This is a genomic window from Candidatus Pelagibacter communis, assembly GCF_001180185.1.
GTDB lineage: Bacteria > Pseudomonadota > Alphaproteobacteria > Pelagibacterales > Pelagibacteraceae > Pelagibacter > Pelagibacter ubique_F.
Window position 1 is genome coordinate 23,953 of record NZ_CVSS01000008.1, and the last position, 24,498, is coordinate 48,450.

29 protein-coding genes are annotated in these 24,498 nt (G+C 30.4%); 7 read left to right on the plus strand and 22 right to left on the minus strand.

Annotated features, from left to right (window positions below; all coding sequences use genetic code 11):
* The first annotated feature begins 91 nt into the window (after nucleotides 1-91).
* Nucleotides 92-916: a diaminopimelate epimerase gene (gene dapF, locus AMN95_RS00365; protein ID WP_075522027.1), complete on the plus strand. Its 825-nt coding sequence runs from the start codon at nucleotides 92-94 to the stop codon at nucleotides 914-916.
* Nucleotides 916-1,833: a signal recognition particle-docking protein FtsY gene (ftsY, locus tag AMN95_RS00370; RefSeq protein ID WP_075522028.1), complete on the plus strand. Its 918-nt coding sequence runs from the start codon at nucleotides 916-918 to the stop codon at nucleotides 1,831-1,833. The genes dapF and ftsY overlap by 1 nt, the downstream gene beginning before the upstream one ends.
* On the opposite strand, the gene AMN95_RS00375 is transcribed toward ftsY, so the two are convergent.
* The 21 genes from AMN95_RS00375 to hspQ all read right to left on the minus strand — a co-directional run bounded on the left by AMN95_RS00375 (nucleotide 1,826) and on the right by hspQ (nucleotide 19,968).
* Entirely contained in the window at nucleotides 1,826-2,389 is a 564-nt protein-coding gene (locus AMN95_RS00375) for a hypothetical protein (protein WP_102133189.1), read from the minus strand. The genes ftsY and AMN95_RS00375 overlap by 8 nt on opposite strands.
* Before the next feature lie 49 nt (nucleotides 2,390-2,438).
* Nucleotides 2,439-3,257 carry an alpha/beta hydrolase gene (locus AMN95_RS00380; protein ID WP_075522030.1) on the minus strand — a complete coding sequence of 273 codons (819 nt, stop codon included), beginning with the start codon at nucleotides 3,255-3,257 and terminating at the stop codon, nucleotides 2,439-2,441.
* The gene (locus AMN95_RS00385) at nucleotides 3,241-4,146 is read right to left on the minus strand and encodes a DMT family transporter (protein WP_075522031.1); all 906 of its coding nucleotides are present in this window, start codon (nucleotides 4,144-4,146) and stop codon (nucleotides 3,241-3,243) included. The genes AMN95_RS00380 and AMN95_RS00385 overlap by 17 nt, the downstream gene beginning before the upstream one ends.
* An 11-nt stretch (nucleotides 4,147-4,157) precedes the next feature.
* A complete protein-coding gene (locus tag AMN95_RS05600) occupies nucleotides 4,158-4,334 on the minus strand; it encodes a hypothetical protein (protein WP_179850329.1) in 177 nt (58 codons plus the stop codon).
* 4 nt (nucleotides 4,335-4,338) lie between these two features.
* Entirely contained in the window at nucleotides 4,339-5,667 is a 1,329-nt protein-coding gene (locus tag AMN95_RS00390; RefSeq protein WP_075522032.1) for an amidase, read from the minus strand.
* A 7-nt stretch (nucleotides 5,668-5,674) separates the two neighbouring features.
* Complete coding sequence (locus AMN95_RS00395) at nucleotides 5,675-7,036, minus strand: TRAP transporter large permease (protein WP_075501351.1); 1,362 nt, start codon at nucleotides 7,034-7,036, stop codon at nucleotides 5,675-5,677.
* Entirely contained in the window at nucleotides 7,026-7,616 is a 591-nt protein-coding gene (locus AMN95_RS00400; protein ID WP_179850330.1) for a TRAP transporter small permease subunit, read from the minus strand. Before AMN95_RS00400 ends, AMN95_RS00395 begins: the two co-directional genes overlap by 11 nt.
* Nucleotides 7,617-7,703: 87 nt before the next feature.
* A complete protein-coding gene (locus AMN95_RS00405; RefSeq protein ID WP_075522033.1) occupies nucleotides 7,704-8,861 on the minus strand; it encodes a TRAP transporter substrate-binding protein in 1,158 nt (385 codons plus the stop codon).
* A 118-nt stretch (nucleotides 8,862-8,979) separates the two neighbouring features.
* A complete protein-coding gene (locus AMN95_RS00410; protein WP_075522034.1) occupies nucleotides 8,980-9,933 on the minus strand; it encodes a 2-hydroxyacid dehydrogenase in 954 nt (317 codons plus the stop codon).
* 11 nt (nucleotides 9,934-9,944) lie between these two features.
* Nucleotides 9,945-11,318 carry an FAD-binding oxidoreductase gene (locus AMN95_RS00415; protein WP_075522035.1) on the minus strand — a complete coding sequence of 458 codons (1,374 nt, stop codon included), beginning with the start codon at nucleotides 11,316-11,318 and terminating at the stop codon, nucleotides 9,945-9,947.
* Between the two features lie 39 nt (nucleotides 11,319-11,357).
* Nucleotides 11,358-12,524: a pyridoxal phosphate-dependent aminotransferase gene (locus tag AMN95_RS00420; protein ID WP_075522036.1), complete on the minus strand. Its 1,167-nt coding sequence runs from the start codon at nucleotides 12,522-12,524 to the stop codon at nucleotides 11,358-11,360.
* 9 nt (nucleotides 12,525-12,533) lie between these two features.
* Nucleotides 12,534-13,685, minus strand: coding sequence for an alpha-hydroxy acid oxidase (locus tag AMN95_RS00425; protein WP_075522037.1), 1,152 nt, complete (start codon nucleotides 13,683-13,685; stop codon nucleotides 12,534-12,536).
* Complete coding sequence (locus AMN95_RS00430) at nucleotides 13,685-14,836, minus strand: alpha-hydroxy acid oxidase (RefSeq protein WP_075522038.1); 1,152 nt, start codon at nucleotides 14,834-14,836, stop codon at nucleotides 13,685-13,687. The genes AMN95_RS00425 and AMN95_RS00430 overlap by 1 nt, the downstream gene beginning before the upstream one ends.
* A gap of 9 nt (nucleotides 14,837-14,845) precedes the next feature.
* On the minus strand, nucleotides 14,846-15,364 hold the full coding sequence (locus tag AMN95_RS00435) for an acyloxyacyl hydrolase (RefSeq protein WP_075522039.1): 519 nt from the start codon (nucleotides 15,362-15,364) through the stop codon (nucleotides 14,846-14,848).
* A 21-nt stretch (nucleotides 15,365-15,385) separates the two neighbouring features.
* Nucleotides 15,386-15,745, minus strand: coding sequence for a cytochrome c-type biogenesis protein (locus tag AMN95_RS00440; protein WP_075522040.1), 360 nt, complete (start codon nucleotides 15,743-15,745; stop codon nucleotides 15,386-15,388).
* Nucleotides 15,732-16,256: a DsbE family thiol:disulfide interchange protein gene (locus tag AMN95_RS00445; RefSeq protein ID WP_075522041.1), complete on the minus strand. Its 525-nt coding sequence runs from the start codon at nucleotides 16,254-16,256 to the stop codon at nucleotides 15,732-15,734. Before AMN95_RS00445 ends, AMN95_RS00440 begins: the two co-directional genes overlap by 14 nt.
* Nucleotides 16,253-18,127, minus strand: coding sequence for a heme lyase CcmF/NrfE family subunit (locus AMN95_RS00450; protein WP_075522042.1), 1,875 nt, complete (start codon nucleotides 18,125-18,127; stop codon nucleotides 16,253-16,255). Before AMN95_RS00450 ends, AMN95_RS00445 begins: the two co-directional genes overlap by 4 nt.
* Nucleotides 18,128-18,547, minus strand: a complete 420-nt coding sequence (gene ccmE / locus AMN95_RS00455) for a cytochrome c maturation protein CcmE (protein ID WP_075522043.1) — start codon at nucleotides 18,545-18,547, stop codon at nucleotides 18,128-18,130. It lies immediately after the preceding gene.
* A gap of 9 nt (nucleotides 18,548-18,556) precedes the next feature.
* Nucleotides 18,557-18,784: a hypothetical protein gene (locus AMN95_RS00460; protein WP_075522044.1), complete on the minus strand. Its 228-nt coding sequence runs from the start codon at nucleotides 18,782-18,784 to the stop codon at nucleotides 18,557-18,559.
* Nucleotides 18,781-19,488: a heme ABC transporter permease CcmC gene (ccmC, locus tag AMN95_RS00465; RefSeq protein ID WP_075522045.1), complete on the minus strand. Its 708-nt coding sequence runs from the start codon at nucleotides 19,486-19,488 to the stop codon at nucleotides 18,781-18,783. Before ccmC ends, AMN95_RS00460 begins: the two co-directional genes overlap by 4 nt.
* Before the next feature lie 159 nt (nucleotides 19,489-19,647).
* Nucleotides 19,648-19,968, minus strand: coding sequence for a heat shock protein HspQ (hspQ, locus tag AMN95_RS00470; protein ID WP_075522046.1), 321 nt, complete (start codon nucleotides 19,966-19,968; stop codon nucleotides 19,648-19,650).
* A gap of 87 nt (nucleotides 19,969-20,055) precedes the next feature.
* On the opposite strand from hspQ, the gene AMN95_RS00475 reads away from it, so the two are divergent.
* Nucleotides 20,056-20,610 carry a septation protein A gene (locus AMN95_RS00475; RefSeq protein WP_075522047.1) on the plus strand — a complete coding sequence of 185 codons (555 nt, stop codon included), beginning with the start codon at nucleotides 20,056-20,058 and terminating at the stop codon, nucleotides 20,608-20,610.
* Nucleotides 20,600-20,938, plus strand: a complete 339-nt coding sequence (locus tag AMN95_RS00480) for a DUF2794 domain-containing protein (protein ID WP_075522048.1) — start codon at nucleotides 20,600-20,602, stop codon at nucleotides 20,936-20,938. The genes AMN95_RS00475 and AMN95_RS00480 overlap by 11 nt, the downstream gene beginning before the upstream one ends.
* Nucleotides 20,939-20,940: 2 nt before the next feature.
* On the opposite strand, the gene AMN95_RS00485 is transcribed toward AMN95_RS00480, so the two are convergent.
* On the minus strand, nucleotides 20,941-21,702 hold the full coding sequence (locus tag AMN95_RS00485) for a Bax inhibitor-1/YccA family protein (RefSeq protein ID WP_075522049.1): 762 nt from the start codon (nucleotides 21,700-21,702) through the stop codon (nucleotides 20,941-20,943).
* Between the two features lie 62 nt (nucleotides 21,703-21,764).
* On the opposite strand from AMN95_RS00485, the gene AMN95_RS00490 reads away from it, so the two are divergent.
* The 3 genes from AMN95_RS00490 to AMN95_RS00500 are packed head-to-tail and all read left to right on the plus strand — an operon-like array spanning nucleotide 21,765 to nucleotide 24,496.
* Entirely contained in the window at nucleotides 21,765-22,802 is a 1,038-nt protein-coding gene (locus AMN95_RS00490; protein WP_075522050.1) for an aldo/keto reductase, read from the plus strand.
* Nucleotides 22,803-22,825: 23 nt separating this feature from the next.
* Complete coding sequence (locus tag AMN95_RS00495) at nucleotides 22,826-23,305, plus strand: invasion associated locus B family protein (RefSeq protein ID WP_256997905.1); 480 nt, start codon at nucleotides 22,826-22,828, stop codon at nucleotides 23,303-23,305.
* Nucleotides 23,306-23,308: 3 nt separating this feature from the next.
* On the plus strand, nucleotides 23,309-24,496 hold the full coding sequence (locus AMN95_RS00500; RefSeq protein ID WP_075522052.1) for an argininosuccinate synthase: 1,188 nt from the start codon (nucleotides 23,309-23,311) through the stop codon (nucleotides 24,494-24,496).
* Nucleotides 24,497-24,498 lie beyond the last annotated feature (2 nt).

Genomic DNA, 24,498 nt, shown 5'->3' on the forward strand with positions numbered 1-24,498 from the left:
CAAAGACACCGCAAATTTAATGTTTTTGCGGAAACTGCCACAAACTATAATAGAGGTTCAAAAAGTCAATAAATAAGTTAAATAACTATATATGGACATCAAAGCTTTTAAAATGGACGGATTGGGTAATGATTTTGTGATAATTGATAATAGAGAAAAAATTACCAATTTGACGAAGGATCAGATAGTTAAAATTTGTGACAGAAATTTTATTGGCTGTGATCAACTAATTTTTATTGAGCCAGATAGTTCTGCAGATGCAAGTTTAAGATTTTTTAATTCAGATGGAGGAGAGTCTGGGGCATGTGGAAATGGAACCAGATGTGTTGCAAATTTTATTTCAAATGAAGAAAATAACAAATTAATAATTTTAAATACGCTATCTGGAAAATTAAAATCTGAAATTTTAGAAAAAAAAATTGTTACAACAGAAATTGGTAAAGCAAAGTTAAAATGGAATGAAATACCTTTATCAAAAGAAATGGATACAAAAAATTTAAATATCAAAATTATTGATACAAATAATAATGAGTATTTAGGTGGAACTGCAATTAATGTGGGTAACCCTCATATTGTTTTTTTTGTTAAAAAGATTGAGGATTTTAATATAGAAAAAATCGGCCCTGAGATAGAAAATCATGAAATCTTCCCAGAGAAATGTAACGTAACAATTGCACAAATTTTAAATAAAAGTTTAATCAAAGTAAAAGTTTGGGAAAGGGGAGCTGGTCTAACTAAAGCATGCGGGACAGCAGCATGTGCTACAGCATATGCTGGTAAATTAAATAATCTTACAGAAAATAAGACTGATATAGAGTTTGCAAATGGAAAATTATCAATTTCAATAGATGAAAATAATTCTATTCACATGAAAGGACCTGTTTCAGATATTAAAGAAATAAAGATAAAATTGTAATGGGAATATTTGATAAATTTAAAATCGGATTTAAGAAAAGTGCATCAGCATTTACATCTGGACTTAAAGAAATAATTGTCAAAAAAGAAATTAATGATGAAAATTTAAATAAAATTGAGGAATTTTTAATTCGATCAGATGTGGGAGTTGAGGCTGCATCTGAAATAAAAAAAATAATTTCTAAAAAAAAAATTGATCCAAATGAAGATCTATCTGTTGAGATAAACTCAATTTTAAAAGAGTATATAATTTCTTTAATGAAACCCTTGGAAAATAAATCTTTTTTTGAGAAAAAAGAAAAGCTTAATGCAACATTAATTTCTGGCGTGAACGGTGTTGGGAAAACAACAACTATTGGTAAAATAGGAAAAATATTAAAGACTAACGGCAATAAAGTCATATTTGCAGCTTCAGATACATTTCGTGCAGCTGCAATTGAACAACTAGAAAATTGGGCAACTAAAGTAGATGTTCAAATAGTAAAATCATCTCAAGGAGCCGATCCAGCTTCAGTTGCTTTTAAAGCTGTGGATGAAGCTATTAAAAATAATTTTGATCAAGTTTTGATAGATACTGCAGGAAGACTCCAAAATAAAAAAAATTTAATGGAAGAATATAAAAAAATAGCGAATGTTACAAAAAAAATAGACCCCAACGCACCTCATAATGTTATTTTAGTTTTAGATGCAACTTCAGGACAAAATGTATTAAATCAAGTCGAAGAATTTAATAAAATCATCCCAATAACAGGTATCGTGATGACAAAACTAGATGGTACAGCTAAGGGAGGAATTTTGTTAGCGCTAGCAAAAAAATATGAAATTCCAATTATTGCACTTGGTTTGGGTGAAAAAGTAGACGACTTACAATTGTTCGAAGCAGAAAAATTTGCTGAGGCTTTTACTCAAATTAATTGATTAAATTGCTAGAGATTAATGGTTTGTAGATATTACATTTATAACTATCATCAAATTTATAATGACTACAATCTTTAGAAAATGAAGAGATTATAAAGTCAAATTTACCAGTGGTAGGGTAAAGCTCTAGTTTTTTACTGGCGATGTCATATTTAAAATTAGCATTTAAACTTTTCACAGCGCTAATCATTACTAATGTTTTGTCATCTTTTAATAAATAATATGCAAAATCATCTGGAAACACTGGAAAATCATATTCTTGTAAAAAATATTTAGCTTGTGAAGGAAACCACTCATAAGAAATTAGAGGTGAAGAGGACTTTGTTAAATGATTATAAATATAAAGATCTTTTGGATAATCATTTATATAATTTTCATTTTCGCCTCTTGCTAAAATAGATTTTTCTCTACCTTTAAAATATAAGCTAAATTCTTTGTTGTGTGAATCCATATGATCTATGTGAAATAAATCATCCGGTTGAAAAAAATCATCTTGTGAATAAACGTTGGTAATAAAAATAAAGAGTGTAATAAATAAAAAAGATAATCTTTTCATTATCTTTTAATAAAATCAAATTCTGAAGTATATTTGTTGATATTGTGGCTTAATTTAAACTTTTTAAAAATGATTTAAGGGCTTTAACAAGGTTTTCGTCATACTCCATCATATGATTGTCATGTTTTGTAAAAAAAGAATATTTCGGTTCATTGGCTTTTTCATACATTTTTTTTCCCATAAAAAATGGAACTATTTGATCAGCCTCACCATGCATTATCAAAATTGGAACTTTTATATTCTTAATTTTGCTTTTATTATCAAATTTGTCTTTCAATAATAAACTAACAGGAATATATGGATAAAACGTTTTGGCTGCATCAATCATAGAAGTAAAAGGAGTTTCCAGTATAACACCAGCAAAATTTTTATTTTGTGACAAATGAGTTGCGACACCAGTTCCTAATGACTCGCCATAAATAACAATATTTTCTTCTTTAACACCTTTTCTAAATAACCAATTTATTCCACTTCTTCCATCTTTATAAAGGCCTTCCTCAGATGGTTTACCTTTATTACCACTAAACCCTCTCCAGGCAATTATTAAAAAATTAACATCCATTTTATGGAAATGGTTTAATTTATGAATTCTATTTTCAAGGGTACCAGCATTTCCATGAAAAAATAAAACCGTTTTATATTTTTCTAAGTCTTTTTCATGAAACCAGCCCAATAAATCAATATTATCCTCCGTCTTAATTTTTACTTTTTCAATAGGGACTGATATTTGATCACCAGAATAATTATTTTCGTTTGGATGATATAATAAATTTCTCTGATAAAAATATAAAAAAACTAAGATTAAAAAATAAACAAAAAAAATTATTTGAAATAATAACAACAAAATATTCCTAGACTTTTTTAACATTTTTTTTCTTTGCTAAGTATATGCCAAAAAACACAAGGATTGTTCCAATGAAATGATAATTTTCAAATTTTTCATCAAATAAAAAATAACCATAAATTGCTCCATATACTGTAAAAACATAAAGAGTGAAGCCCGTCAAGGACGCGCCTAATTTTTTTTGAGCGACAGTGTAAAGTGTAAAAGCAATTATTCCTGGCGAGATAGCAGCAAAAATTACCCAAAAATAAAATTCTGGTATGAAAACTGTCTGTTTATAAAATATTTCCTCACCTATATAGAATGGTAATAAACTTAAGGCTCCAAAAAATGATATTAAAGTAAATCTTTCAAAAATTTTCAGTTCTGAATTCCAGTAAAACAAATAAATTGAATATAATGCCCATCCAATAGCGGCAGCCAACATCCATAAATCACCAATTGTAAATTGTAAATTAATAAATAAATCTAAATCTCCTTTTATAATGATTGTGAAGACACCTATTAAACAAACGATTAATCCAATTATTTTTGTGAAATTTATTTTTTCATGAAAAAAAAAGTATGAAATCAAAATTATGAACACTGGCGAAGAAGTATAAATAATTCCCATATTCGTTACAGTTGTAGTCTCACCTGCTAAAAATGGAAAGGCTCCACATACTCCACATCCCATTGAGCCTAAAAAAAATAATTTTTTATATTCTTTTTTAATAATCTTAAAATTTTTTTTTAATGTTATGTATGTAAAAGGCAATAATATCAAAAAAACTAGTGTCCATCTCCAAAAAGCTAATGATATTGGGGGTACAAACTCGACACCACCTCTAGCTACAACAAGATTACTAGCCATAAAAATTGGCTGGATAAATAATAAGGAAAATGAAAAAAAATTTTTTTTCGAATTATTCAATTTACGGTAAATTAACTTTTATCGAAGAAGGCTTCGTAAATCATCATTATGATGGCAGCACCCATTAACAAATAAACCGGTATTACATCTAAAAAACCAATCATCATTGATCTAGTAAGGGTAGTCGCTAGACCAATTAAAAAGAAAACAGCAAATGACAAACCTATTATTGTTGTTATTTTATTCATACAATTAATCCTGACACTCCTTTTCAAGCCAATTGGCAACACCTAAAAATCTATGATCATCATATTTGTTGCCAATTAATTGAACTCCTAATGGTAGATTATTTTCGCCCTCAAGTAAAGGCAGTGATATACAAGGGGTACCTAGATAAGACCAGACTTTGTTAAATTCTGCTGTTCCAGTACTCTTTAATCCTTTAGGTGCAACACCAGGACTAGATGGGGATAGTACTCCATGATAATCTTCAAATACTTCTTCATAAGACTCATAACTTCTTTTCATAAAATCGATTGCCTCAGCATATTCTTTTGCGGTGTATTTATTTCCATTTGAAATAGCATCCTGCATATACTTTGAAAGTTTCTTTTTAAATTTTTGATAATAAACAGAAAAATTATTGGCTAAGTCTGTTTCATGAATAATTTGATGATATCTGTGGATATCCTTAAAATATGACGGAGTATCAAATATCTCAATATTTTTTTTAAAAGATTTAATAAAATATTCAAAAGACTCTCTTGATTTTTTATCAATTATTTTCCAATGGTCAGTTTTATAAAAAATAAACTTAGGCTCAAAAATTGGGCCTTTCTTCGTTTCAGATAGAATATTTTCTGTAGAGTAATGGATTGTAGCTGGATCATATTTATCTTTCTTTATTAATACCTTAGCTAACATTGCTACATCTTCAACTTTACGACCAAACATACCAATTTGATCTAAGCTGTATGAGGTTCTTAGAACTCCGTTTCTTGAAATTAATCCATAGCTTGGTTTATAACCAACTACACCGCAATAAGACGCTGGTCTTATTACAGATCCTCCTGTTTGAGAACCAATAGAAGCTGGTGCCATAAAGGAAGCAACCGAAGCTGCTGATCCACTAGATGAACCACCTGGTGTTCTATCTTTATCGTGTGGATTAGTTGTAACTGGCGGTCCTAGGTAGGCAAGCTCTGAGGTTGCTGTTTTGCCCATAACAATTGCTCCTGATGCATGAAGCAAATCAATTATTTCAGCATTTTGAGAATACGATTTTCCTTTCCTGATTACAGTTCCACACTCAGTGGGCATATCAACAGTTCCTATAATATCTTTCACTGCTATCGGTACTCCATGCAGTGGTCCTACTGGTTTTCCTGATCTTCTATGATCATCAGCCTCAGTTGCTTTTTCTAATAAAACTTTTTTATCAAAATGTGCCCAAGCTTTTACATCTTTTTCAAACTTATTTATTCTTTCAATATATTTTTCACAAACTTCGACTGATGTTAGTTGAGCATCTTTTATTTTTTTTGCTAATTCCTCAAGACTTAAAGAAAATATATCTGTCATTCAAAAATTAATTTGCAAATAATGTCTCTGGTAACCAAAGTGCTATTCCTGGGAATAAATACATTAGAACCATCGCTAAAATTACAATTCCTAAGAAAGGCATTATTCCTCCAAAAATTTCCATAAGTTCAACATTCTTTGATTGAACTCCTTTCAAATAATATGCTGACATTGCCATGGGGGGTGTCAAAAATGAAGTTTGTAAATTTAAAGCAATTAGCATTGCAAAGAAATATGGATTAACACCAAAAAATTCAACTAATGGTAAAAAGATTGGCACAAATATAATTAATATCTCGGTCCATTCTAGAGGCCAGCCTAATAAAAATATAATCAATTGGGTAATAACTAAAAACTGCCAAGGTTGTAAATTTAAAGATTTAAAAAAATGCTCAAAAACTTCATGGCCACCTAAGTATGAAAATACTGAGGCAAAAGTCCAAGATCCAATAAATAACCACATAATCATAGCTGTTGTTTTTGCTGTAAGAAAAACTGACTCTTTAAAATTTTTCCATTTAAGGGTTTTGTAAAAATATGACAGCACTAATGAACCAAATGCACCAACAGCGGCTGCCTCTGCTGGGGTTGCTATACCTGCAAGTATTGTTCCCAAAACTAGGATTATTAATGAGAATAAAGGTAAGAAAGAAACTAAAACTTCTTTCATAATTACTGCAGTAGGAGGTATTTCCTCTGCTGCAGGTTTTGGAGCTATTGAAGGATTCATCCAAGCCCTAAATACTGCATAACCGATATAAAGTCCTGCTAGCATCAATCCTGGAAAGATTGCAGCTGCAAACAATCTTAAAGGAGATAATTGCGCAATTACAGAATAGACGATTAACATAATGCTAGGTGGAATTAAAATTCCTAAGCAACCACCTGAACAGATAATTCCAGATGCAAATTTTTTATCATAACCAGCTTTAATCATTGCTGGCCAAGCAAGAAGACCCATTAACGTTACTACTGCTCCTATGATACCCGTAGCAGTAGAGAATAATGCACAGGTAATTAATGCAGCAACTGCCATTGAAGCTGGAAGTTTGTGAGATGCTAGTCTTATTGCAAAAAATAATTTTGCTACAATACCAGCTCTTTCAACTAAATATCCCATAAACAAAAAGAGGGGAACTGCGGTCAATACGTTGTTATCCATTACAGTATAAGTATTTTGAACAAAAAGTTGGAATATCCTATTATCAAAGAGATGCTCCATCTTGGTTGGATCAAAATAAGCGTAGTATCCAAAACCTAAACCCATTGCCATTAAAGTAAACGCAATAGGAAAGCCTAATAGAACGGCAAATAGAAATATCCCCATCATCATAATTGCTACTTCTGGATTTGTTAAACTAAATAACATCTTCTTTGTTTCCTTCTTGTGAAGTTCTCATTAATACTTTTTCAGTTTCCTCAGCGTCGCGCTCTGTACCTCTTTCAGGCCAACTACCTGTTTGAATACAAATGATACATCTAAATACCTCACCAATTCCTTGGAGTGTTAAAAGCGTTCCAGATAAAGGTATTAAAGATTTTGCCATATAAATTTGAATTTGTGCAGGACTATTCCAACTTGTTTCTTTAATCTTCCACGCAAGTGCTGCATATTCATAACCATAAAAAGCTAATGCAATGACACCAGGAAAAAAGAAAATAAAATATAAAACTACATCTATCCAAGCTTGCGTTCTTTGAGAAAATAACCTGTATATAACATCTCCTCTTACATGAGCTTCAGTGCATAAAGTATAAGCTCCTGCCATCATAAAAATTGCACCATACATCTGAAGACTAAAATCGAAATTCCATAAGGTTGGGGCATTTAAAGCATATGCCATAAAAACTTCATAACATGTTCCACCCATCAAAATTACTATACACCATGAGAATGCTTTACCCATTGAGACACTCAATCGATCAGCGAATTTTATATAAGATCTCATCATAGATATAAACTTTTATTGAATTGTTATGGATTAATCAAATAAAAAGGGGGCCGAAGCCCCCTCATTAAAATTTGTAAAAGTTAATTATATCTTAACTTTTCCAATTGGACCAAACTCATTTTCATATGCAAGTTTGTAATTAGGCTGATTCATCAGCAAGTACTTCATTACTCTCTTCGCATAAGCTTTTTGAGAATCAACAATCTTCTTAAAGAAAGGATCTTTCTTATTGAAGTCGCCAATTACTTTGTCCCAACCTTTTAATTGTTGAGCTAAAATCTCATCTGAAGTTTGGTAAACATTTACTTTATGCTCATTCATTAACTTAGCTAAGTCAGCTGAGTATCTTACTAAAGCTTTAAAGTAGTTATCACTGTTTGCAGCATAAGCAGCATTTTTCAATATTGCTTGGTGTGCAGGTGATAAACTATTATATGTTTTTTTGTTAACTGGTATTTCAAACATCTCTTGAGATTGGTGGAAGCTTCCTAAGTGATAGTGCTTAGAAACGTCTTGCATACCAAATTGAGAGTCTGAAGTTGGGTTGTTAAACTCAGCAGCTTCAATCAAACCAGTTTTCATAGCTGGCTGAATTTCACCACCTGGCAATTGTCTAACTACCATTCCCATTGCAGTTAAAACGTTAGTCGCTAGACCAACTGTTCTGTACTTCATACCTTTAACATCAGATACTTTAGTTACGTTCTTTTTGAACCAACCAAAAGGCTGTGCTGGCATAGGCATATGGAAAAAACCAATGTAGTCGAAACCTACTTTTGCAAGAGTTTCGTCATATAGTTTTCTTCCTCCACCATACTCCATCCATCCCATAACTTCTTGAGATGACATACCGTATGAAGGACCAGTTCCAAATAATGATGCAGCTGGATTTTTACCATACCAATATGCAGTCACCCAGTGACCCATATCTACTACACCAGAACTTACTGCTTGTCCGATTTCTGAAGTCTTTACGACTGCTCCAACTGGTTGAAGATCAATCTTAAGTGTACCTCCAGACATCTCATCTACCATTTTGCAGTAGTCTCCAGCCATTTCAAAAAAGATGTTTGCTCCACTTGGCCATGCAGCCTGCATCTTTAAAGTTTTATGACCGCCAGCAGTTGCTATGTTTGGCATTGCAACCGCAGCTGCAGCTACAGCACCAGCTTTAGCAGCAGTTTTAAAGAACTTACGTCTTGAAGATGTTTTAATCTTCAATGATTTATTTTCTTTTGTCATTATTACTCCTATTAAAGTTAATTAACTCTCTTAATTAAAGCATAGATTCAGATTAGAGTCTTTCTAAAAAAAAACTCTTATGTCGCAGAATTATTATATAATACAATCTAGAGTAGAATTAATTTACCTTGTTTTTACAATTTCCAGTCTTAAAAAATTCATCAACATTATCAATTGCAAGATTTGCCATCGCAATTCTAGTATCCTTCGTAGCACTTCCTAAATGAGGTAGAATAAAAACTGACTTTATTTTTAAATAACCTGGATTTAAATTGGGCTCATTTTTGTAAACATCAAGACCAGCAGCATAAATTTTTCTTCTATTTAAAGCATCTATTAAAGCATCATCATCAACTATATCACCTCTAGCAACATTAGTTATAACTGCCCCTTTAGGGAAGTATTCCACTGTTTCTTTATTGATCATGTTTTCTGTTTCTTTAGTTGCTGGACAACAAATAGATAAAACATCAGAAACTGAAAAAAGACTTTTTATGTCTTTATGATAAATCGCCCCAAGCTCTTTATCATCACTTAGTTTTGACCGATTATGATAGTGAATTATCATTCCAAGCGATCTTGCTATTTTTGCTATTTTTTGACCTATCCTTCCCATACCTAAAATTCCTAGTCTTGTTCCGGTCAATTGTTTTCCAATTAAATAGTCTGCAGACCATTTCCAACCACCTTCTCTGGCAGATGAAATTCCCTCTGACGCTCTTCTACAAGCACCTAAAATTAATAATATTCCAATTTCAGCTGTTGCATCTGACAAAACTTCAGGTGTATTTGTTACTATAATTCCTCTTTTTTTGGCGGCTTCTAAATTAATATTTCCAAAACCCACCGCAAAATTTGAAATTATTTTGACAGAATCTGGGAGTTTATCAATAGTTTCTTTATCCATTTTGTCAGTAAGTGATGTTAAAATCCCATCACAACCTTTAGACATTTCAACTACTTTTGACTGAGAATATAATTCATCATTTGTATTAAAAATCGGATCAAAAGTTTTTGTAGCTTTATCCTCGCTTTCTTTAATCAATTTTCTAGTAATCAAAATTTTTTTCATTTAATTTTTAATTAGTTAAGATCAAAAATCTTGCCAGGGTTCATGATGTTATTTGGATCTAGAGTTCTTTTAATCGATTTCATAACCGGGATATTATCTGGATGTTGTTCTAGTAGGTACTCTTTTTTGTGAAGTCCTACACCATGTTCGCCTGTAATAGTCCCATTGAGTTCTAATGCTTTTCTTATCAAAGTATCATTAAAGGCTCTTATTTGTTTATACATTTCTTTTTTTGCTGGATCGTAAGGTAGAACCACATGAAAATTACCATCACCCATATGACCTACCATTGGAGCTCTTACTCCAAATTTTTTTGCTTGTTCCTCTGCAAATTTTACACACTCTGTAATCTTCGAAATTGGAACACATACATCAGTAGAATAAACTCGTCCATTATCATGTATAGCTTTAACTGAATAATATACATCCCATCTTGCTTTCCATAGTTTATTTCTCTCATCTAAATCTTTGGCCCATTTAAAAGAGCTACCATTATTATCTTTGGATAATTCTTCTACAATTTTAATATTTTCGTTATTTGACACCTCTGATCCATGAAATTCAAAAAATAAAGTTGGAACTGCTTCAATATCTTTTAAATTTGAATAATTAATGCTAATTCCCATTTGATCAGCGTTAAGCATTTCTATCCTAGCAATTGGAACTCCATACTGAATAACCTGTTGAGCTGTCATAACAGCATCTTCTAATGAAGAAAAATGACATACAGCACTCATTATGCTTTCTGGAATAGGGGATAGTCTTAAATGGACTTCAGTTATAATTCCTAAAGTCCCCTCTGAACCTATAAATAAATTTGTTAAATTATATCCAGCAGATGTTTTTTTAGTCCTACCACCAGTTTTTATAATATCACCATTAGGTAAAACTACGGTAAGACCCGATATAACTGTTTTCATTGTGCCATACTTTACGGCCATTGTACCTGACGCTGAAGTCGAAGCCATTCCACCTAAAGCAGCATTTGCCCCTGGGTCAATTGGAAAAAAAACACCATCCTCTCTTAAGTATTCATTTAATTGTTCTCTTGTTACACAAGCTTGAACTCTACAATCAAAATCCTCAACATTTACACTTAAAATTTTATTCATCTTCTCCAAACAAATAGTTATTCCATTCTCATTTCCTACAACATTTCCCTCTAACGAGGTTCCTGTTCCAAAAGGAACAACAGGTATTTTATGCTCATTACATATTTTTAATATTTTCGAAACCTCTTCATTGGTTTCTGGAAAAACTACTGCTTGGGATAATATTGGATCATAAGTATCTTCTCCTCTAGCATAATTAGCTCTGGCGGACACTGAAGTTGAAAATCTACCGTTAAGCATTTTCTTCAACTCTGCTTGGACTTGTTCATTCATACCAAAAGATATTAATAAATATTAAGAGAAAAATACATCTTATTTAGTTAGCATTTTCTTAATATTTTCTAATGCTTGAGAAATATTATCCCTAGAAGCGGCAAAACTAAATCTTACATAATTTTGGCAAGTTTCACCAAATGCTGATCCAGGTACAATTGCTACCCCAGCCTCATGCATTGCTTTTCTTGCAAATTCAGCACCATTCATTCCAGTACCAATTACTTTTGGGAAAGCATAAAAAGCTCCTCCGGGTAAACTACATTCAACACCCGGTAAGTCATTAAGACCTTTGTAAATTAATTCTCTTCGTTGAGTAAATTTTTCCATCATTTCATTAATTGAGTCATCTGGTCCATCTAGTGCTGCAATTCCGGCAAATTGAGCGGCGGCGTTTACACAAGATACACTATTTATTAATAATTTATTAACATGCTCAATTAAATGTTGTGGCCAAAAGCTCCAACCGAGTCTCCAACCTGTCATCGAATAGGCTTTACTCCAACCTTCTAAAACTATCAATCTTTCTCTTAACTCTGGGTAGTTGAAAAATGAAGGCATTTCTTTATCGTCAAAAATTTGTCTGCTATAAATCTCATCGCTTAATATTGTTACATGTGGATATTTCTTTAAGCCATCGGCTAAAAAATCTATATCTCTTTTTTCAACGAAACTTCCTGTTGGGTTATTAGGATTAATTAAAATTAACAATCGTGTTTTATCTGTAATTAAAGATAATATTTTGTCTGGATTGAATTTTAAATCTTTATCTTCTGTAAGATCATATGGAACAGATGTCGAGCCTGTATAATGTATCATAGACTCATAAATTGGAAAAGCGGGAGTAGGGTGTATAATTTCTGCACCTGGCTCTCCGAAACATTGAATAGCATAATGCATTGTGGGTTTTCCACCTGGCATAATTAAAATTCTTTCAAAATCTATCTCAACGTTGTAACGTTTTTTTATCCACCTTGTCACAGCTTGTCGACATTCGGCAATACCATTGGACATTACATATCCATGATGTCCGTCGTCTAAAGCTTTCTTTGCTGCGTCAACTACATGTTGAGGGGTTTTAAAATCTGGTTGTCCCAACCCTAAGTGGATCATTGGCTTACCTTGAGCTTCTAGTTTTTTCGCTTCCGCGAGAACAGTAAAAGCTGATTCAGTTCCTAATCTCTCTAAACTTTTTGCTAATTTCATAATTTTTCTCTAATTTCTATAGATTAATTTTGAACTATTCAACTCTTTTAAACTTTTACAGCCCATTAAAATCATATTTCTGTTTATTTCATCATGCATATTTTTAAGTAAATGCTCAACGCCTTGCTGACCTCCTGCGGCTAAAGAGAACAAAAACATTTTACCAAAGCTACATGCTTTTGCACCTGCAGCTATAGCTTTAAGTACATGTGTGCCTCTTCTTACACCTCCGTCAAGAATGATCTCAAGCTTATCTCCTACAGCATCTGAAATAGCTTTTACTTGATCGAAAGGAGATCTAGATCCATCAAGTTGCCTTCCACCATGGTTCGAAATCATTATAGCAGAACACCCAATATCAATTGCTCTTTTTGCATCTTCAACTGACATGACTCCTTTTAATGCAAAAGGTCCATTCCATTTTTTTACACAATACTCAGCATCTTTCCAATTCATTGCCGGATCGTATTGCTCATTAATGTATTCAATAACAGATTTTGCAATATTAGTTCCCTTATCAGTTTTGTTAGCTACATTTGCTAATTTAAACTTACCATGAGTCAAGTAATTAAATACCCATCCAGGATGAAGTGCGAAACTCATTAAGCTTTTCAAAGTTAATTTAGGAGGAGTTGTAAAACCTGTTCGATGATCTCTTTCTCTGTTACCAGCAACTAAAGTATCAACTGTCAGACACATACCATCAAATCCTGATCTTCTACAGCGGTCGATCAAATCATCAGTGATAGATTGATCTTTATGAACATAAAGTTGAAATAGTTTTGGACCTCCAGATACATTTGAAATTTCTTCTATCGTATTATTTGCCATAGTTGACATACTATAAAATATTCCATATTTATCAGCCGCCCTCGCTGAAGCTTTATCTCCATCGTGATGGTATAGTCTCTGCATTGCACATGGTGATAAAAAAATTGGCATATCAATTTTTTTTCCAAAAATTGTTGTAGATAAATCTGGTTTTCCAACACTAGCTAAAATATTAGGAACTAAATCACAATCATCAAAAGACTTTGTATTTCTTTTTAGGGTCGTTTCGTCGTCTGAACCACCATCAATATAGTGAAAAATTGGTGAGGGTAATTTTTTTTTTGCAAGCTTTCTAAAATCGTTAAAGTTATAACAATTTTTTAAACTCACTATTTTCTAAATCTTAAATTGTTTCTATTTAAATCACTTATTTTGGTGCAGCCCATTAATTTCATATCCCTTACTAATTCTGACTTATATTTCTCTATGGCCCTTTCAACACCTGCTTGACCACCAGCAGCTAACGCATAAAGATATAATCTTCCTCCTGAACATGCTTTTGCACCTAGTGACAATGCTTTCAACATATGAGTTCCTCTATGAATTCCACCTTCGCAGATCACATCTAATTTATCACCAACGGCATCAACAATTTCTGCCAATTGATCAAAAGGAGCTCTAGAACCGTCTAATTGTCTTCCACCATGATTTGAAACCATAATACCAGTACATCCGATGTCGACTGCTCTTTTAGCATCCTCTACACTCATTACCCCTTTTAAAGCAAAATGACCCCCCCATTGAGCACATAGTTTTTCTGCATCTTTCCAATTCATCGACTGATCTAACATTGTGGAAAAATAATTTCCTATTGAAGTATTAGTATCAGTCCCTTCTTTAACAAAATCTTGCAAGTGAGGTAATTCAAATTTACCTTTTGTTAAATAATTTATACCCCACATTGGTTTAACAGCAAAACTCAATAAACTAGACAAAGTTAATTTTGGAGGTGATGTAAATCCTGTTCTCAAATCTCTTTCTCGATTACCTCCAGTAATAGTATCAACTGTTAATGCCATAACATCGAATTTTGCAGCTTTAGCTCTTTCTAAACAAGAGTCATTCAAACCTCGATCTTTATGAAAATAAAATTGAAACATTTTTGGAGTATCAATCATTGAGGATATTTCTTCTACGCTAACTGTCGCTAATGCTGAAACTCCAAACATTGTATTAAATTTTTTTGCTGCTTTTCCAACAGCTCTTTCACCATCGTAATGAAATAATCTTTGAAGAGCTGTAGGCGAAAGATAAAAAGGTAAATCTAATTTTTTTCCAAATATTGTTGTGGATAAATCAACATTTTCTACACCTCTTAAAACATTTGGTACTAAATCAACATCATCAAAAGAACTTGTATTTCTAGCATATGTTATTTCATCATCTGCTGCACCATCAATATAGTGAAAAATTGGTGAAGGTAATTTTTTTTGAGCTAATTTTCTAAAATCACTAAAATTATGACAATCATTTAAATTCATAAGACTATTTTAGAAATTTTTAATGAAATTGAACATGTAACTATTTGCTCCAGGGTTTTTATCCCCTAAACTAGCATTAGATACATGATTATAAGACAAACCAAAACTTGACTTATCTGAGGTAGCATATGATAGTTGAACCTCAGACTTAAATTCTAGAACGTGACCAAGATCTTTACCATCTCCCTCATGGTATAATCCTGGAGCAAAACTTGGTGTAAATAATAGTCCGCCTCCCATATCAACATTCCATTCAACACCAGTATAAACATATGCTGCAGAATTTTCTGTTATAAAACCACCCGTAATTGGAGAGATGTTGCCAAGGAAAGTATTCCTATTAAGGTTTTCATTTTGATGTTGAATGCCGAATAAAATAGCTTTTTGTTTATGATCGCTAAAATCAAAATTACCTGTGTAAAAATTTATTTGATGCTCGTTATTTTTATTCTTTAATTCTTCTCCGGCAAATAAATTTGTTACAGTAAATATTATAATTAAAATTAAAGCTAATTTTTTTAAAATCATAAATATTTTTTACATTGTATGTTAACTTTTATTAATCTTTTTAAATATTATTGCACCACCAAATAAGAAGATCAATAGAGGTAAAAACCACAAGAAATATGTATTTTTATTGAAATTTGGATCATATAAAATCCACTCACCGTATTTATCCGTCAAAAAGCTGTAAATTTGGCTCTCTGATAAACCTTCATCTATTTTCTTTTTTACTACAACTTTTAAACTGATAGCAAATTCAGAGTCAGAGTCATAAACGGATTGACCTTGACAAATTAAACATCTCAAATTTTTCGTTATTTTGTTTTGTAGTTTATCTTCAATAGCTAGGGCCTTATTAAAATTTAATAGTACTAAAATAAATATAAAGAGTTTAATAATTTTCATTTATAATTTTTTTAATTTCATCTACAGTTATACCATCAAGTGGTCCAATAAATCTTTTCACAATTTTATTTTCATAAATTAAAAAATTTTCAGGAACACCGTAAGCTCCCCATTCAATGGCTTTCGTTCCATCTCTATCAATTAAAATCTTTTTAAATGGATTCCCCAATTCGTCTAAGAATTTTTTTGCATTTTCAAAATTATCCTTATAATTTAAACCAATTATTTCCAGCTGAGAATTTTTACTTAATTCTATCAGAAATGGATGTTCATCTACACATGGAAGACACCAAGATGCCCAGATATTAAATAAATAAAATTTATTTTCATAAAAAATTTTTTCAGAATTCAATTCCTCTTTAGAAAAAAAAGTGATTGCTGAAAATGAAGGGATAAATTTGATGTTGCTTTTTGGTTGATATAAATTTGATTTATTTAAACTTTTATAAAAAATAATAAATAACAAAATTAACGAGAAAATAATTAATAATTTAGCAATATTGTTTTTCATTTTGGCTTTCTATTGAAAAAACTCAAAGCACCACCCATAGAGATTAACAATACTGAAATCCATATCCAAATCATAAAAGGTTTCACTTGATAACGTATGTTAAAAAATTCTTCATTTTGAACTGTATTCATTGTAATAAATTTATCTTCTAAAAATGAAGTTTTGATATCAGCCTCACTAGTTATAATGTTTGGCTGGTTATATACTCTTAATTCAGGATTTAACTTGATCTCATTATCCTTTTCTTTGATTAAAAAAAAACCAGTAAAAGAAATATAATTTTTTTCATCAGTCTTTTTAAGATCTGAAAAAGTAATTTGGAACTTATCAGAAATAAATTTTTCTCCAACTTTTAAATTAGTGATTACCTCGCTTGAAAAAAAATTGTTAAATAAAATACTTAATATTAAAAGACTAAATCCGAAATGAGACAAATTTTGAGACACATTTTTTATCTTTTTAAAAAGGAAGTCTTTAACAGTTACAAAGAATAAATAAAAAGCACTACCAATTAAAATTGTATTTACTAATAGTTTTACACTTAAACTCTTTAAGATAAAAAAAGACAACAAAATTGATAACAAAAAAAGAATTAAAAAATTGATTTTTCCCTCTAATTTAGATTTTATCCATTTAAGTTGTGGACCTATAGCCATAAAAATTAGAAACGGTATTAAAAAAGGAATCATCAATTTATGATAAAAAGGTGGTCCAACAGAAATTTGCTGAGATGAAATAACATCTAATAGAATTGGATAAATAGTTCCTATCAAAACTACAGATAAAAAATACATCATAAACCAATTATTAATAAGTATTGATGTCTCTTTGCTAATTAAAGCGAATAAAGATGAGCTATTTTTTTCAATTTTATGAAAAACAAAAAAAATAAATAAAGAAATAAAAATTAATATAAACAAGAAAGTTAAAATGAACACCCCTCTTTCAGGATCATTAGCAAATGTATGAACAGAATTTAAAATTCCAGAACGAACTAAAAAAGTTCCACACATACTTAGACTGAAAGTTGTGATAGATAGTATTATAACCCAAGAACTAAGTGTTGATCTTTTTTCTAGAACCAAAATACAGTGCAACAGAGTAGTTAATGCCAACCAAGGCATTAAAGAAACATTCTCAACAGGATCCCAAAACCAAAAACCACCCCAGCCTAGTTCGTAGTAAGCCCAAATTGATCCTAATAGAATTCCTAAAGTTAAAAATATCCACGATACTAAAATCCAATTTTTGATATGAGTGGCCCAAATTTTTGAAATATATTTAGTTACAGTTGCTGCAAGCACACTAGAGAAAATTATCGATGATCCTACATAACCTAAATATAAAATTGGAGGATGAATTGCTAAAGCTGGATCTTGCAAAATTGGATTCAATCCTAGCCCCTCATTTGGAGTTGGGAATACATAATTGAATGGATTAGAGGTAGTTATTAAAAACACAAAAAAACCAATAATTATTATTTGTTGAAAAAGTACAGTTAAAACTCTGTATTTTTTTAATAAACTCTTTGTCTTAATCAAAAATATGAAAATAAATAAAGTTAAAACTAATAACCATAATAATAAACTTCCCTCATGGTTTCCCCAGGTACCTGTAATTTTATAAAATATAGGTTTTGTAGTGTGCGAATTATTGAAAACTGTCTCATTACTAAAATCAGAAAATAAAAATGATAATATCAAACCTAAAAAACTTAAAATAACTAAAATTAATTGTATAAAGGAAAAATTTATTATTTTATTATCTAATACTTCATCATTTTTATAATTTTTTATTGAGAAGAAAAATATTGGAAATGAAATCATCAATCCAAAAATTAATGCATAATATCCAATTGAACTGTACAACATTTATTTTTCCTCTAAAGCCTTTTTAACCTCTGGAGGCATATAATTTTCATCATGCTTTGCTAAAATCTTTGAAGCTTCAAAATAACTTCTATCTTTTAAATAACCTTCTGCAACTACACCTTTTCCTTCAGAAAAAAGATTTGGAACTGCTCCTGAATAAATTACATTAATTTCATTTTTAAAGTCTGTAATTATAAAATTAATATCATTACTTGATATTTTAATTGAATTTTTTTTTACCATGCCACCAATTCTAATTTTTTTATTTTCTAGCTTCCCGATCAATTTTACATCTGAAGGAGATTTAAAATAAACTACATTTTCCTCTAAAGATTTTAAAATCAAAAATACAGATAAAATTAAAGATAATAATATTAATACTATAAAGAAGAATCTTAGCTTAACTTTTCGGCCATACATGGTTTAAAGTTAAATAATCTGGGCACTAGACAAAATTTCTTTATTGATACTATGAGATCTTGCAATTTCTGCTTTCTTCGAGTCTAAAGCTCCATACTTAGAAATAAATTTATTTTTCTCTTTGATATATTGAATTTTTATAACTGTATATAAGGCGATAAAACTTATTAAAGTGAAACAAAATGCAGACCAAACAAATAAACCATATCCGTTCATATAAAAAAATTCATTAATCATAATCTATCTAAGCCTTTATTTTTAATTTTTATCAACTCTGTATTATATTTCATTAAAAAAATCAGCAAAGAAAAAAGAGCAAATGCCGCAGTCATTATCAATAATGGAAATAACATAGAAGAGTGTATTGTTGATTTTGACAATATATTAATTGAGGCTGGTTGATGCAAAGTGTTCCACCAATCTACAGAGTATTTTATAATAGGAACATTAATAATCCCGAGTAGGGTTATTAGAGTAGTTACTTTAATGATTTTATCTCTATCATCATAAATTCTCCACGCAACTAAGTACATTAAATAAAATATAGCCAAAATAAGCATTGAGGTAATTCTTGCATCCCAAGCCCACCATGTACCCCAGGTTGGTTTTCCCCAGATTGAACCTGTGACCAAAGCAATTATATTGAAAACTAATCCCGAAGGAGCCAAACTTTTAGCAACAAGGAAAAAATTATTATTCTTAAAAATATACCCGCTTAAAGACAAAATAGTAATTGATGAAAAAATACCAAGTGAAATCCATGCTGCAGGAACATGAACATACATAATTCTAACTGAATGACTTTGTTTGTAATCTTGCGGCGATATGATTAAAGCTTCAACTAAACCGATCGAGAGAACCAATACAAATAAAATTAAAACATATTTTGGAGCTCTTGAAGTAATTGAAAAGATTTTATTTGGTTCAAATATTTTAAACATAAATAATTAAAGTTAATTTTAATATGAAAGATTTATCTGATCAAGAATGTAGAGGGAGATAATAATGGAATGATATTTTACACTCTTGACCAGATATGTGTAAAAATAACTAAATACTATGACTAAGTTTTGTATTAAATGTGTTAAAATGATGAATATTTAGTTTGAAAGCTTAAAATAGCTCGATCCCTTTTTACCCGAAAAAATCTCCTCAATTAATGGGTGTTTGATAGGTTCGTCAGAGTCATCAAATAAAAGGTTTTGCTCTGAAACATACGCTTCATAGGTAATTTCATCATTTTCAGCAAGTAAATGATAAAATGGTTGATCTTTTCTCGGTCTAACATTTTTTGGGATAGATTGGTACCATTCTTCAGAATTATTAAATTCGAAGTCAACATCATAAATTACACCTCTAAATTCAAAGTGCTTGTGTTTAACAATATCTCCGATTGAAAATTTTGCTTTTTGTATTCCCATATATTTAATATGGAGATTTAAAAATAAAAATCAATAAGAAAAATTAAAAGTTTCTGAGAAAATGTAAATTATGTTAATATCTTTTTAGTGAATAAGTCTATTTTAAAATTTATCACAGATTTTGGGCCTTTAGCTATATTTTTTTTTTATTATTATAGTAATGACAAAAATTTGGCAGTAGCAATACCTCCCTTAATAATTGCAACATTAGTTTCATTAATACTTGTTTGGTTTTTTGAAAAAAAAATTCCTCCAATGCCATTAGTAAGCGGTGTTTTAATAACATTCTTTGGTGGATTGACTATATATTTTAATGATCCGATATTTATTTACATAAAACCAACAATTATAAATATCATGTTTGCTTTAGCATTATTTTTTGGAAAATTTTTTACGAAAGAACCAATTTTAAAAAAAATTATAGGTAAATCTATTCTATTAACAGATTTAGGTTGGGAAATATTAAACAAAAGATGGATGTTTTTTTTCTTAGGACTTGCCTTATTAAATGAATTTATATGGAGAACACAATCTGAAGAATTTTGGGTAAATTTTAAAGTTTGGGGTATGTTGCCTATTACAATAATATTTACAGCCTTTCAAATTGGACTGATTAACAAATATAAAATTAATGACGAATAATTTAAAGCTAGTAATAAATAACTCTTATAAAAAAATTGAAGATAAATATTTTTTTGAAAAGGATGAGTTGAAAATAATTTTAGACTTGTATGCTAAAATGGTTTCAGAAGGCTCATGGAAAGATTATGGACTGAATATCTCTAGTAAACAAGTAAGCTTTAGTGTCTTTAAAAATGCAACTGAGAATGCACTTTACAAAATTTGTAAAAACTTTAGACCAAAAAATAAAAATTTAAAATACTTAATTACTGATACAAATGGTAAAATATTAAAAAATTCTTTTGAGTTAAAAAGCTTATTAAAAAATATAAGTTGGAAAAAACTTTAGAATTATCTTCTTTGACCAAACAATCTTAAGAGCATAATAAATAAGTTGATAAAATCAAGATAAAGAGTTAAAGCACCCATCACTGCTTTTTTACCAACTAGTTCACCAGTATCACTAGCAACATACATGTTTTTAATTTTTTGAGTGTCATATGCTGTCAATCCTACAAAAATCAAAACACCAATTATAGATATTACAAAGTACATCATTGATGACTTTAAAAATATATTAACTAATGAAGCAATAATTATTCCAATTAATCCCATCATTAAGAATGATCCAAATTTAGTCAAATCTCTCTTAGTTGTGTAGCCGTAAATACTCATCGCACCAAAAGTTGCTGATGATATAAAAAACACTCTTGTTACACTTAAACCGGTATATACAAGCAAGATTGATGATAAAGACAGTCCCATTAAAGCTGCAAATATCCAAAATGTTGTTTGAGCTTTTGATGCACTCATTTTATTTATTCCAAAACTCATGTAAAAAACAATTCCAAGTGGTGCCAACATTACAATCCACTTCAAACCTGACATATAAATAGCATTTCCAAACTGAGTTAAAGATACTATCGTTCCATTAGGATCTGTTATTACAGACATTTTAAATGATATCAGTGCAATAATACCAGTTAAGAGGACACCTGTAGCCATATAATTATAAACTTTTAACATGTAGGCTCTTAAGCCTTCATCCATCACCGCTGTGGATTGCTGAGCTACTTTTTCTCTGTTTAAAATTCCGTGTTTATCGAATTCCATAATTAGTTAGATATAATAGTCTTTTACTAATTATTCAAGATACCTTAAAAGGTTTAACTTCTATGAATTACAAAACATTAGGTAATACTGACATAAAAGTAAGTACAATTTGTCTCGGAACTATGACTTGGGGTGAGCAAAATACTGAAAAAGAGGGTTTTCAGCAGATGGATTATGCCCTAGATCAAGGTGTAAATTTTTGGGACACTGCTGAATTATACTCAATACCTCCTAAAGAAGAAACATTTGGTCATACTGAAATAATTATTGGAAACTGGTTTGAGAAAACAAAAAAAAGAGACAAAGTAATCTTAGCTACTAAAGTTGCAGGGCCAGCTAGAGAATATATTAGAGGTGGCGGAAATAACTACACTTTAAAAAGAATGACAGAAGCTCTTCATAACAGTCTAAAAAGATTAAAAACTGATTATATAGATCTATATCAATTACATTGGCCAGAAAGAAATACAAATACCTTTGGTAGACTAGGTTATGAGCATAATGAAAGTAAAGAGTGGAATAGATTCGAAGATGTTTTGAATTATTTAAGTAAGTTCATAAAAGAAGGAAAAATAAGAAATATTGGATTGTCAAATGAGACCCCTTGGGGTGTTTCTAAATGCCTTAGTTTGGCAAAAGGAAATGATTTGCCAAGAATGTTGAGTATTCAAAACCCCTACAGTTTATTGAATAGAACATATGAGGTAGGATTAGCAGAAATTTCTATCAGAGAGGAAATAGGATTATTAGGATATTCACCTCTTGCAAGTGGTTATTTAACTGGAAAATATCGTGATAATCAATTGCCAAAAAATTCAAGGCTTGAGAGAGACGGGGACTTTTGGACACGTTACAACAAGCCAAATACATCTAAAGCTGTCGATGCTTATTATGAAATTGCTCAAAAGTATAATATAGATTTTACTCAAATGTCATTGAAATTTTGTGAGATTCAACCTTTCATGACAAGCGTAATTATTGGAGCTACTACAATGGACCAGTTGAAAACTAACATAGAAAGTGTAAATATTAATTTAACTAATGAAATTGTTGATGAAATAAATGAAATTCAAAAAATTTACCCAAATCCATGTCCTTAATTAAAAAATATTACATATACTTTTTGTTAGTTGTTTCCCTATCCATAACACCACTAAAAGCAGAAGAGTTAAAAGAAATTGGAAAATTTAAAGATTGGAAAACAATGATTTTAATTGAACAAACTGGAACCGTATGTTTTGCACAATCAACTCCAGTTTTACAGGCACCAAAATCAAATAAAAGAGATGCAAGATTATTTGTAACTTTTAGACCAAGTGAAAAAATTAAAGATGAAGTAAGCGCTAGTCCTGGTTATGAATTTAATAAAAATAATTCTGTTACTGCAATATCTGGAAAAAATAAAATTAAATTTGATATTGTACAACAAGGTTTTGCTTGGATCGCTGATAACAAAATTGAAAAAAAAATGATTAAAGTTATGAAAAAAGGTTCCAGAATTATGATTACAGGGTATAATCAAAAAGGTTCTCAAACAATAGATCATTATTCACTTCTAGGTTTTACTAAAGCTTATAATGCTGCAAAATCAGCTTGTAGCTAATTGATGAAACCAAAGAAAAAAATTGTTCTGGCTTATTCTGGAGGCCTCGATACTTCTATAATTTTAAAATGGCTACAAGAAAATTATAATGCAGAAGTTATTTGTTACACTGCAGATATAGGTCAAAAAATTGATAGAAAAAAAATAACTTCTAATGCAAAAAAATTTGGTGTTAAAAAAATTATAATTCAAGATTTAAAAGATAAATTTGTTAAAGATTATGTTTACCCTATGATAAGAGGGCATGCAATTTATGAGGGATTTTATTTACTAGGAACTTCAATTGCTCGGCCGCTCATTGCTAAAAATCAAATTAAAATAGCAAAAAAATTTAAAGCGTATGCTGTTTCACATGGAGCGACAGGAAAAGGGAACGATCAGATAAGATTTGAGCTTGGTTATCATTATTTTGGGCCTAAAATAAAAGTTATAGCACCTTGGAGAATTTGGAATTTAAAATCTAGAACTGATTTAATAAATTATGCAAAAAAACATAAAATAGAAATTCCTAAAGACAAAAAAGGTGCTCCACCTTTCTCAGTAGATGATAATTTATTTCATACTTCAACAGAAGGAAAAGTCTTAGAGAACCCAAGAAATTCAGCTCCAGAGTTTATTTTTCAAAGAACTAATTCTCCTGAAAAAGCTCCAAGTAAACCATCCTTTGTTACAATTAATTTTAAAAAAGGAGACCCTTTTGCAATCAACGGAAAAAAAATGTCTCCTTCAAAACTATTAGAGAAACTTAATAATATTGCTGGAAAAAATGGGATAGGAAGAGTCGATTTAGTTGAAAATAGATTTATAGGAATAAAATCTAGAGGTGTATATGAAACACCAGGAGGAACTTTATTAATCCATGCACAGAGAGCAATTGAATCTGTAACTTTAGATAAAGAAACTATGCATAAAAAAGATCAGATAATGCCTAGATATGCTGAGCTTATTTATAATGGATATTGGTATTCTAAAGAAAGATCTAATCTTCAAAAAGTTGTGGACCTCAAAAAAAGCAAAGTTAACGGATCAGTGAAACTTAAACTTTATAAAGGAAACATAATAACAGAGTCTAGACGGACAAATAGCTTGGCATATTCAATGAAAAAAGTTTCGTTTGAAGAAAATAAATCTTTCAAAAAATCTAGTGTTGAAAGATTTATTAATTATCACAAAAAAAGATTACGATCATAAAT

What these genes read in the sequence shown, in the direction of transcription:
- AMN95_RS00405 (WP_075522033.1), bottom strand. Translation starts at nt 8,861, where the DNA reads ATGACAAAAGAAAATAAATCATTGAAGATTAAAACATCTTCAAGACGT.
- AMN95_RS00490 (WP_075522050.1), top strand. Translation starts at nt 21,765, where the DNA reads ATGAATTACAAAACATTAGGTAATACTGACATAAAAGTAAGTACAATT.
- AMN95_RS00430 (WP_075522038.1), bottom strand. Translation starts at nt 14,836, where the DNA reads ATGAATTTAAATGATTGTCATAATTTTAGTGATTTTAGAAAATTAGCT.
- AMN95_RS00450 (WP_075522042.1), bottom strand. Translation starts at nt 18,127, where the DNA reads ATGTTGTACAGTTCAATTGGATATTATGCATTAATTTTTGGATTGATG.
- hspQ (WP_075522046.1), bottom strand. Translation starts at nt 19,968, where the DNA reads ATGGGAATACAAAAAGCAAAATTTTCAATCGGAGATATTGTTAAACAC.
- AMN95_RS00390 (WP_075522032.1), bottom strand. Translation starts at nt 5,667, where the DNA reads ATGACAGATATATTTTCTTTAAGTCTTGAGGAATTAGCAAAAAAAATA.
- AMN95_RS00420 (WP_075522036.1), bottom strand. Translation starts at nt 12,524, where the DNA reads ATGAAATTAGCAAAAAGTTTAGAGAGATTAGGAACTGAATCAGCTTTT.
- ccmC (WP_075522045.1), bottom strand. Translation starts at nt 19,488, where the DNA reads ATGTTTAAAATATTTGAACCAAATAAAATCTTTTCAATTACTTCAAGA.
- AMN95_RS00445 (WP_075522041.1), bottom strand. Translation starts at nt 16,256, where the DNA reads ATGAAAAACAATATTGCTAAATTATTAATTATTTTCTCGTTAATTTTG.
- AMN95_RS00440 (WP_075522040.1), bottom strand. Translation starts at nt 15,745, where the DNA reads ATGAAAATTATTAAACTCTTTATATTTATTTTAGTACTATTAAATTTT.
- AMN95_RS00400 (WP_179850330.1), bottom strand. Translation starts at nt 7,616, where the DNA reads ATGAGATCTTATATAAAATTCGCTGATCGATTGAGTGTCTCAATGGGT.
- AMN95_RS00460 (WP_075522044.1), bottom strand. Translation starts at nt 18,784, where the DNA reads ATGATTAATGAATTTTTTTATATGAACGGATATGGTTTATTTGTTTGG.
- ccmE (WP_075522043.1), bottom strand. Translation starts at nt 18,547, where the DNA reads ATGTATGGCCGAAAAGTTAAGCTAAGATTCTTCTTTATAGTATTAATA.
- ftsY (WP_075522028.1), top strand. Translation starts at nt 916, where the DNA reads ATGGGAATATTTGATAAATTTAAAATCGGATTTAAGAAAAGTGCATCA.
- AMN95_RS00435 (WP_075522039.1), bottom strand. Translation starts at nt 15,364, where the DNA reads ATGATTTTAAAAAAATTAGCTTTAATTTTAATTATAATATTTACTGTA.
- dapF (WP_075522027.1), top strand. Translation starts at nt 92, where the DNA reads ATGGACATCAAAGCTTTTAAAATGGACGGATTGGGTAATGATTTTGTG.
- AMN95_RS00485 (WP_075522049.1), bottom strand. Translation starts at nt 21,702, where the DNA reads ATGGAATTCGATAAACACGGAATTTTAAACAGAGAAAAAGTAGCTCAG.
- AMN95_RS00375 (WP_102133189.1), bottom strand. Translation starts at nt 2,389, where the DNA reads ATGAAAAGATTATCTTTTTTATTTATTACACTCTTTATTTTTATTACC.
- AMN95_RS00380 (WP_075522030.1), bottom strand. Translation starts at nt 3,257, where the DNA reads ATGTTAAAAAAGTCTAGGAATATTTTGTTGTTATTATTTCAAATAATT.
- AMN95_RS00480 (WP_075522048.1), top strand. Translation starts at nt 20,600, where the DNA reads ATGACGAATAATTTAAAGCTAGTAATAAATAACTCTTATAAAAAAATT.
- AMN95_RS00395 (WP_075501351.1), bottom strand. Translation starts at nt 7,036, where the DNA reads ATGTTATTTAGTTTAACAAATCCAGAAGTAGCAATTATGATGATGGGG.
- AMN95_RS05600 (WP_179850329.1), bottom strand. Translation starts at nt 4,334, where the DNA reads ATGAATAAAATAACAACAATAATAGGTTTGTCATTTGCTGTTTTCTTT.
- AMN95_RS00410 (WP_075522034.1), bottom strand. Translation starts at nt 9,933, where the DNA reads ATGAAAAAAATTTTGATTACTAGAAAATTGATTAAAGAAAGCGAGGAT.
- AMN95_RS00415 (WP_075522035.1), bottom strand. Translation starts at nt 11,318, where the DNA reads ATGAATGAACAAGTCCAAGCAGAGTTGAAGAAAATGCTTAACGGTAGA.
- AMN95_RS00500 (WP_075522052.1), top strand. Translation starts at nt 23,309, where the DNA reads ATGAAACCAAAGAAAAAAATTGTTCTGGCTTATTCTGGAGGCCTCGAT.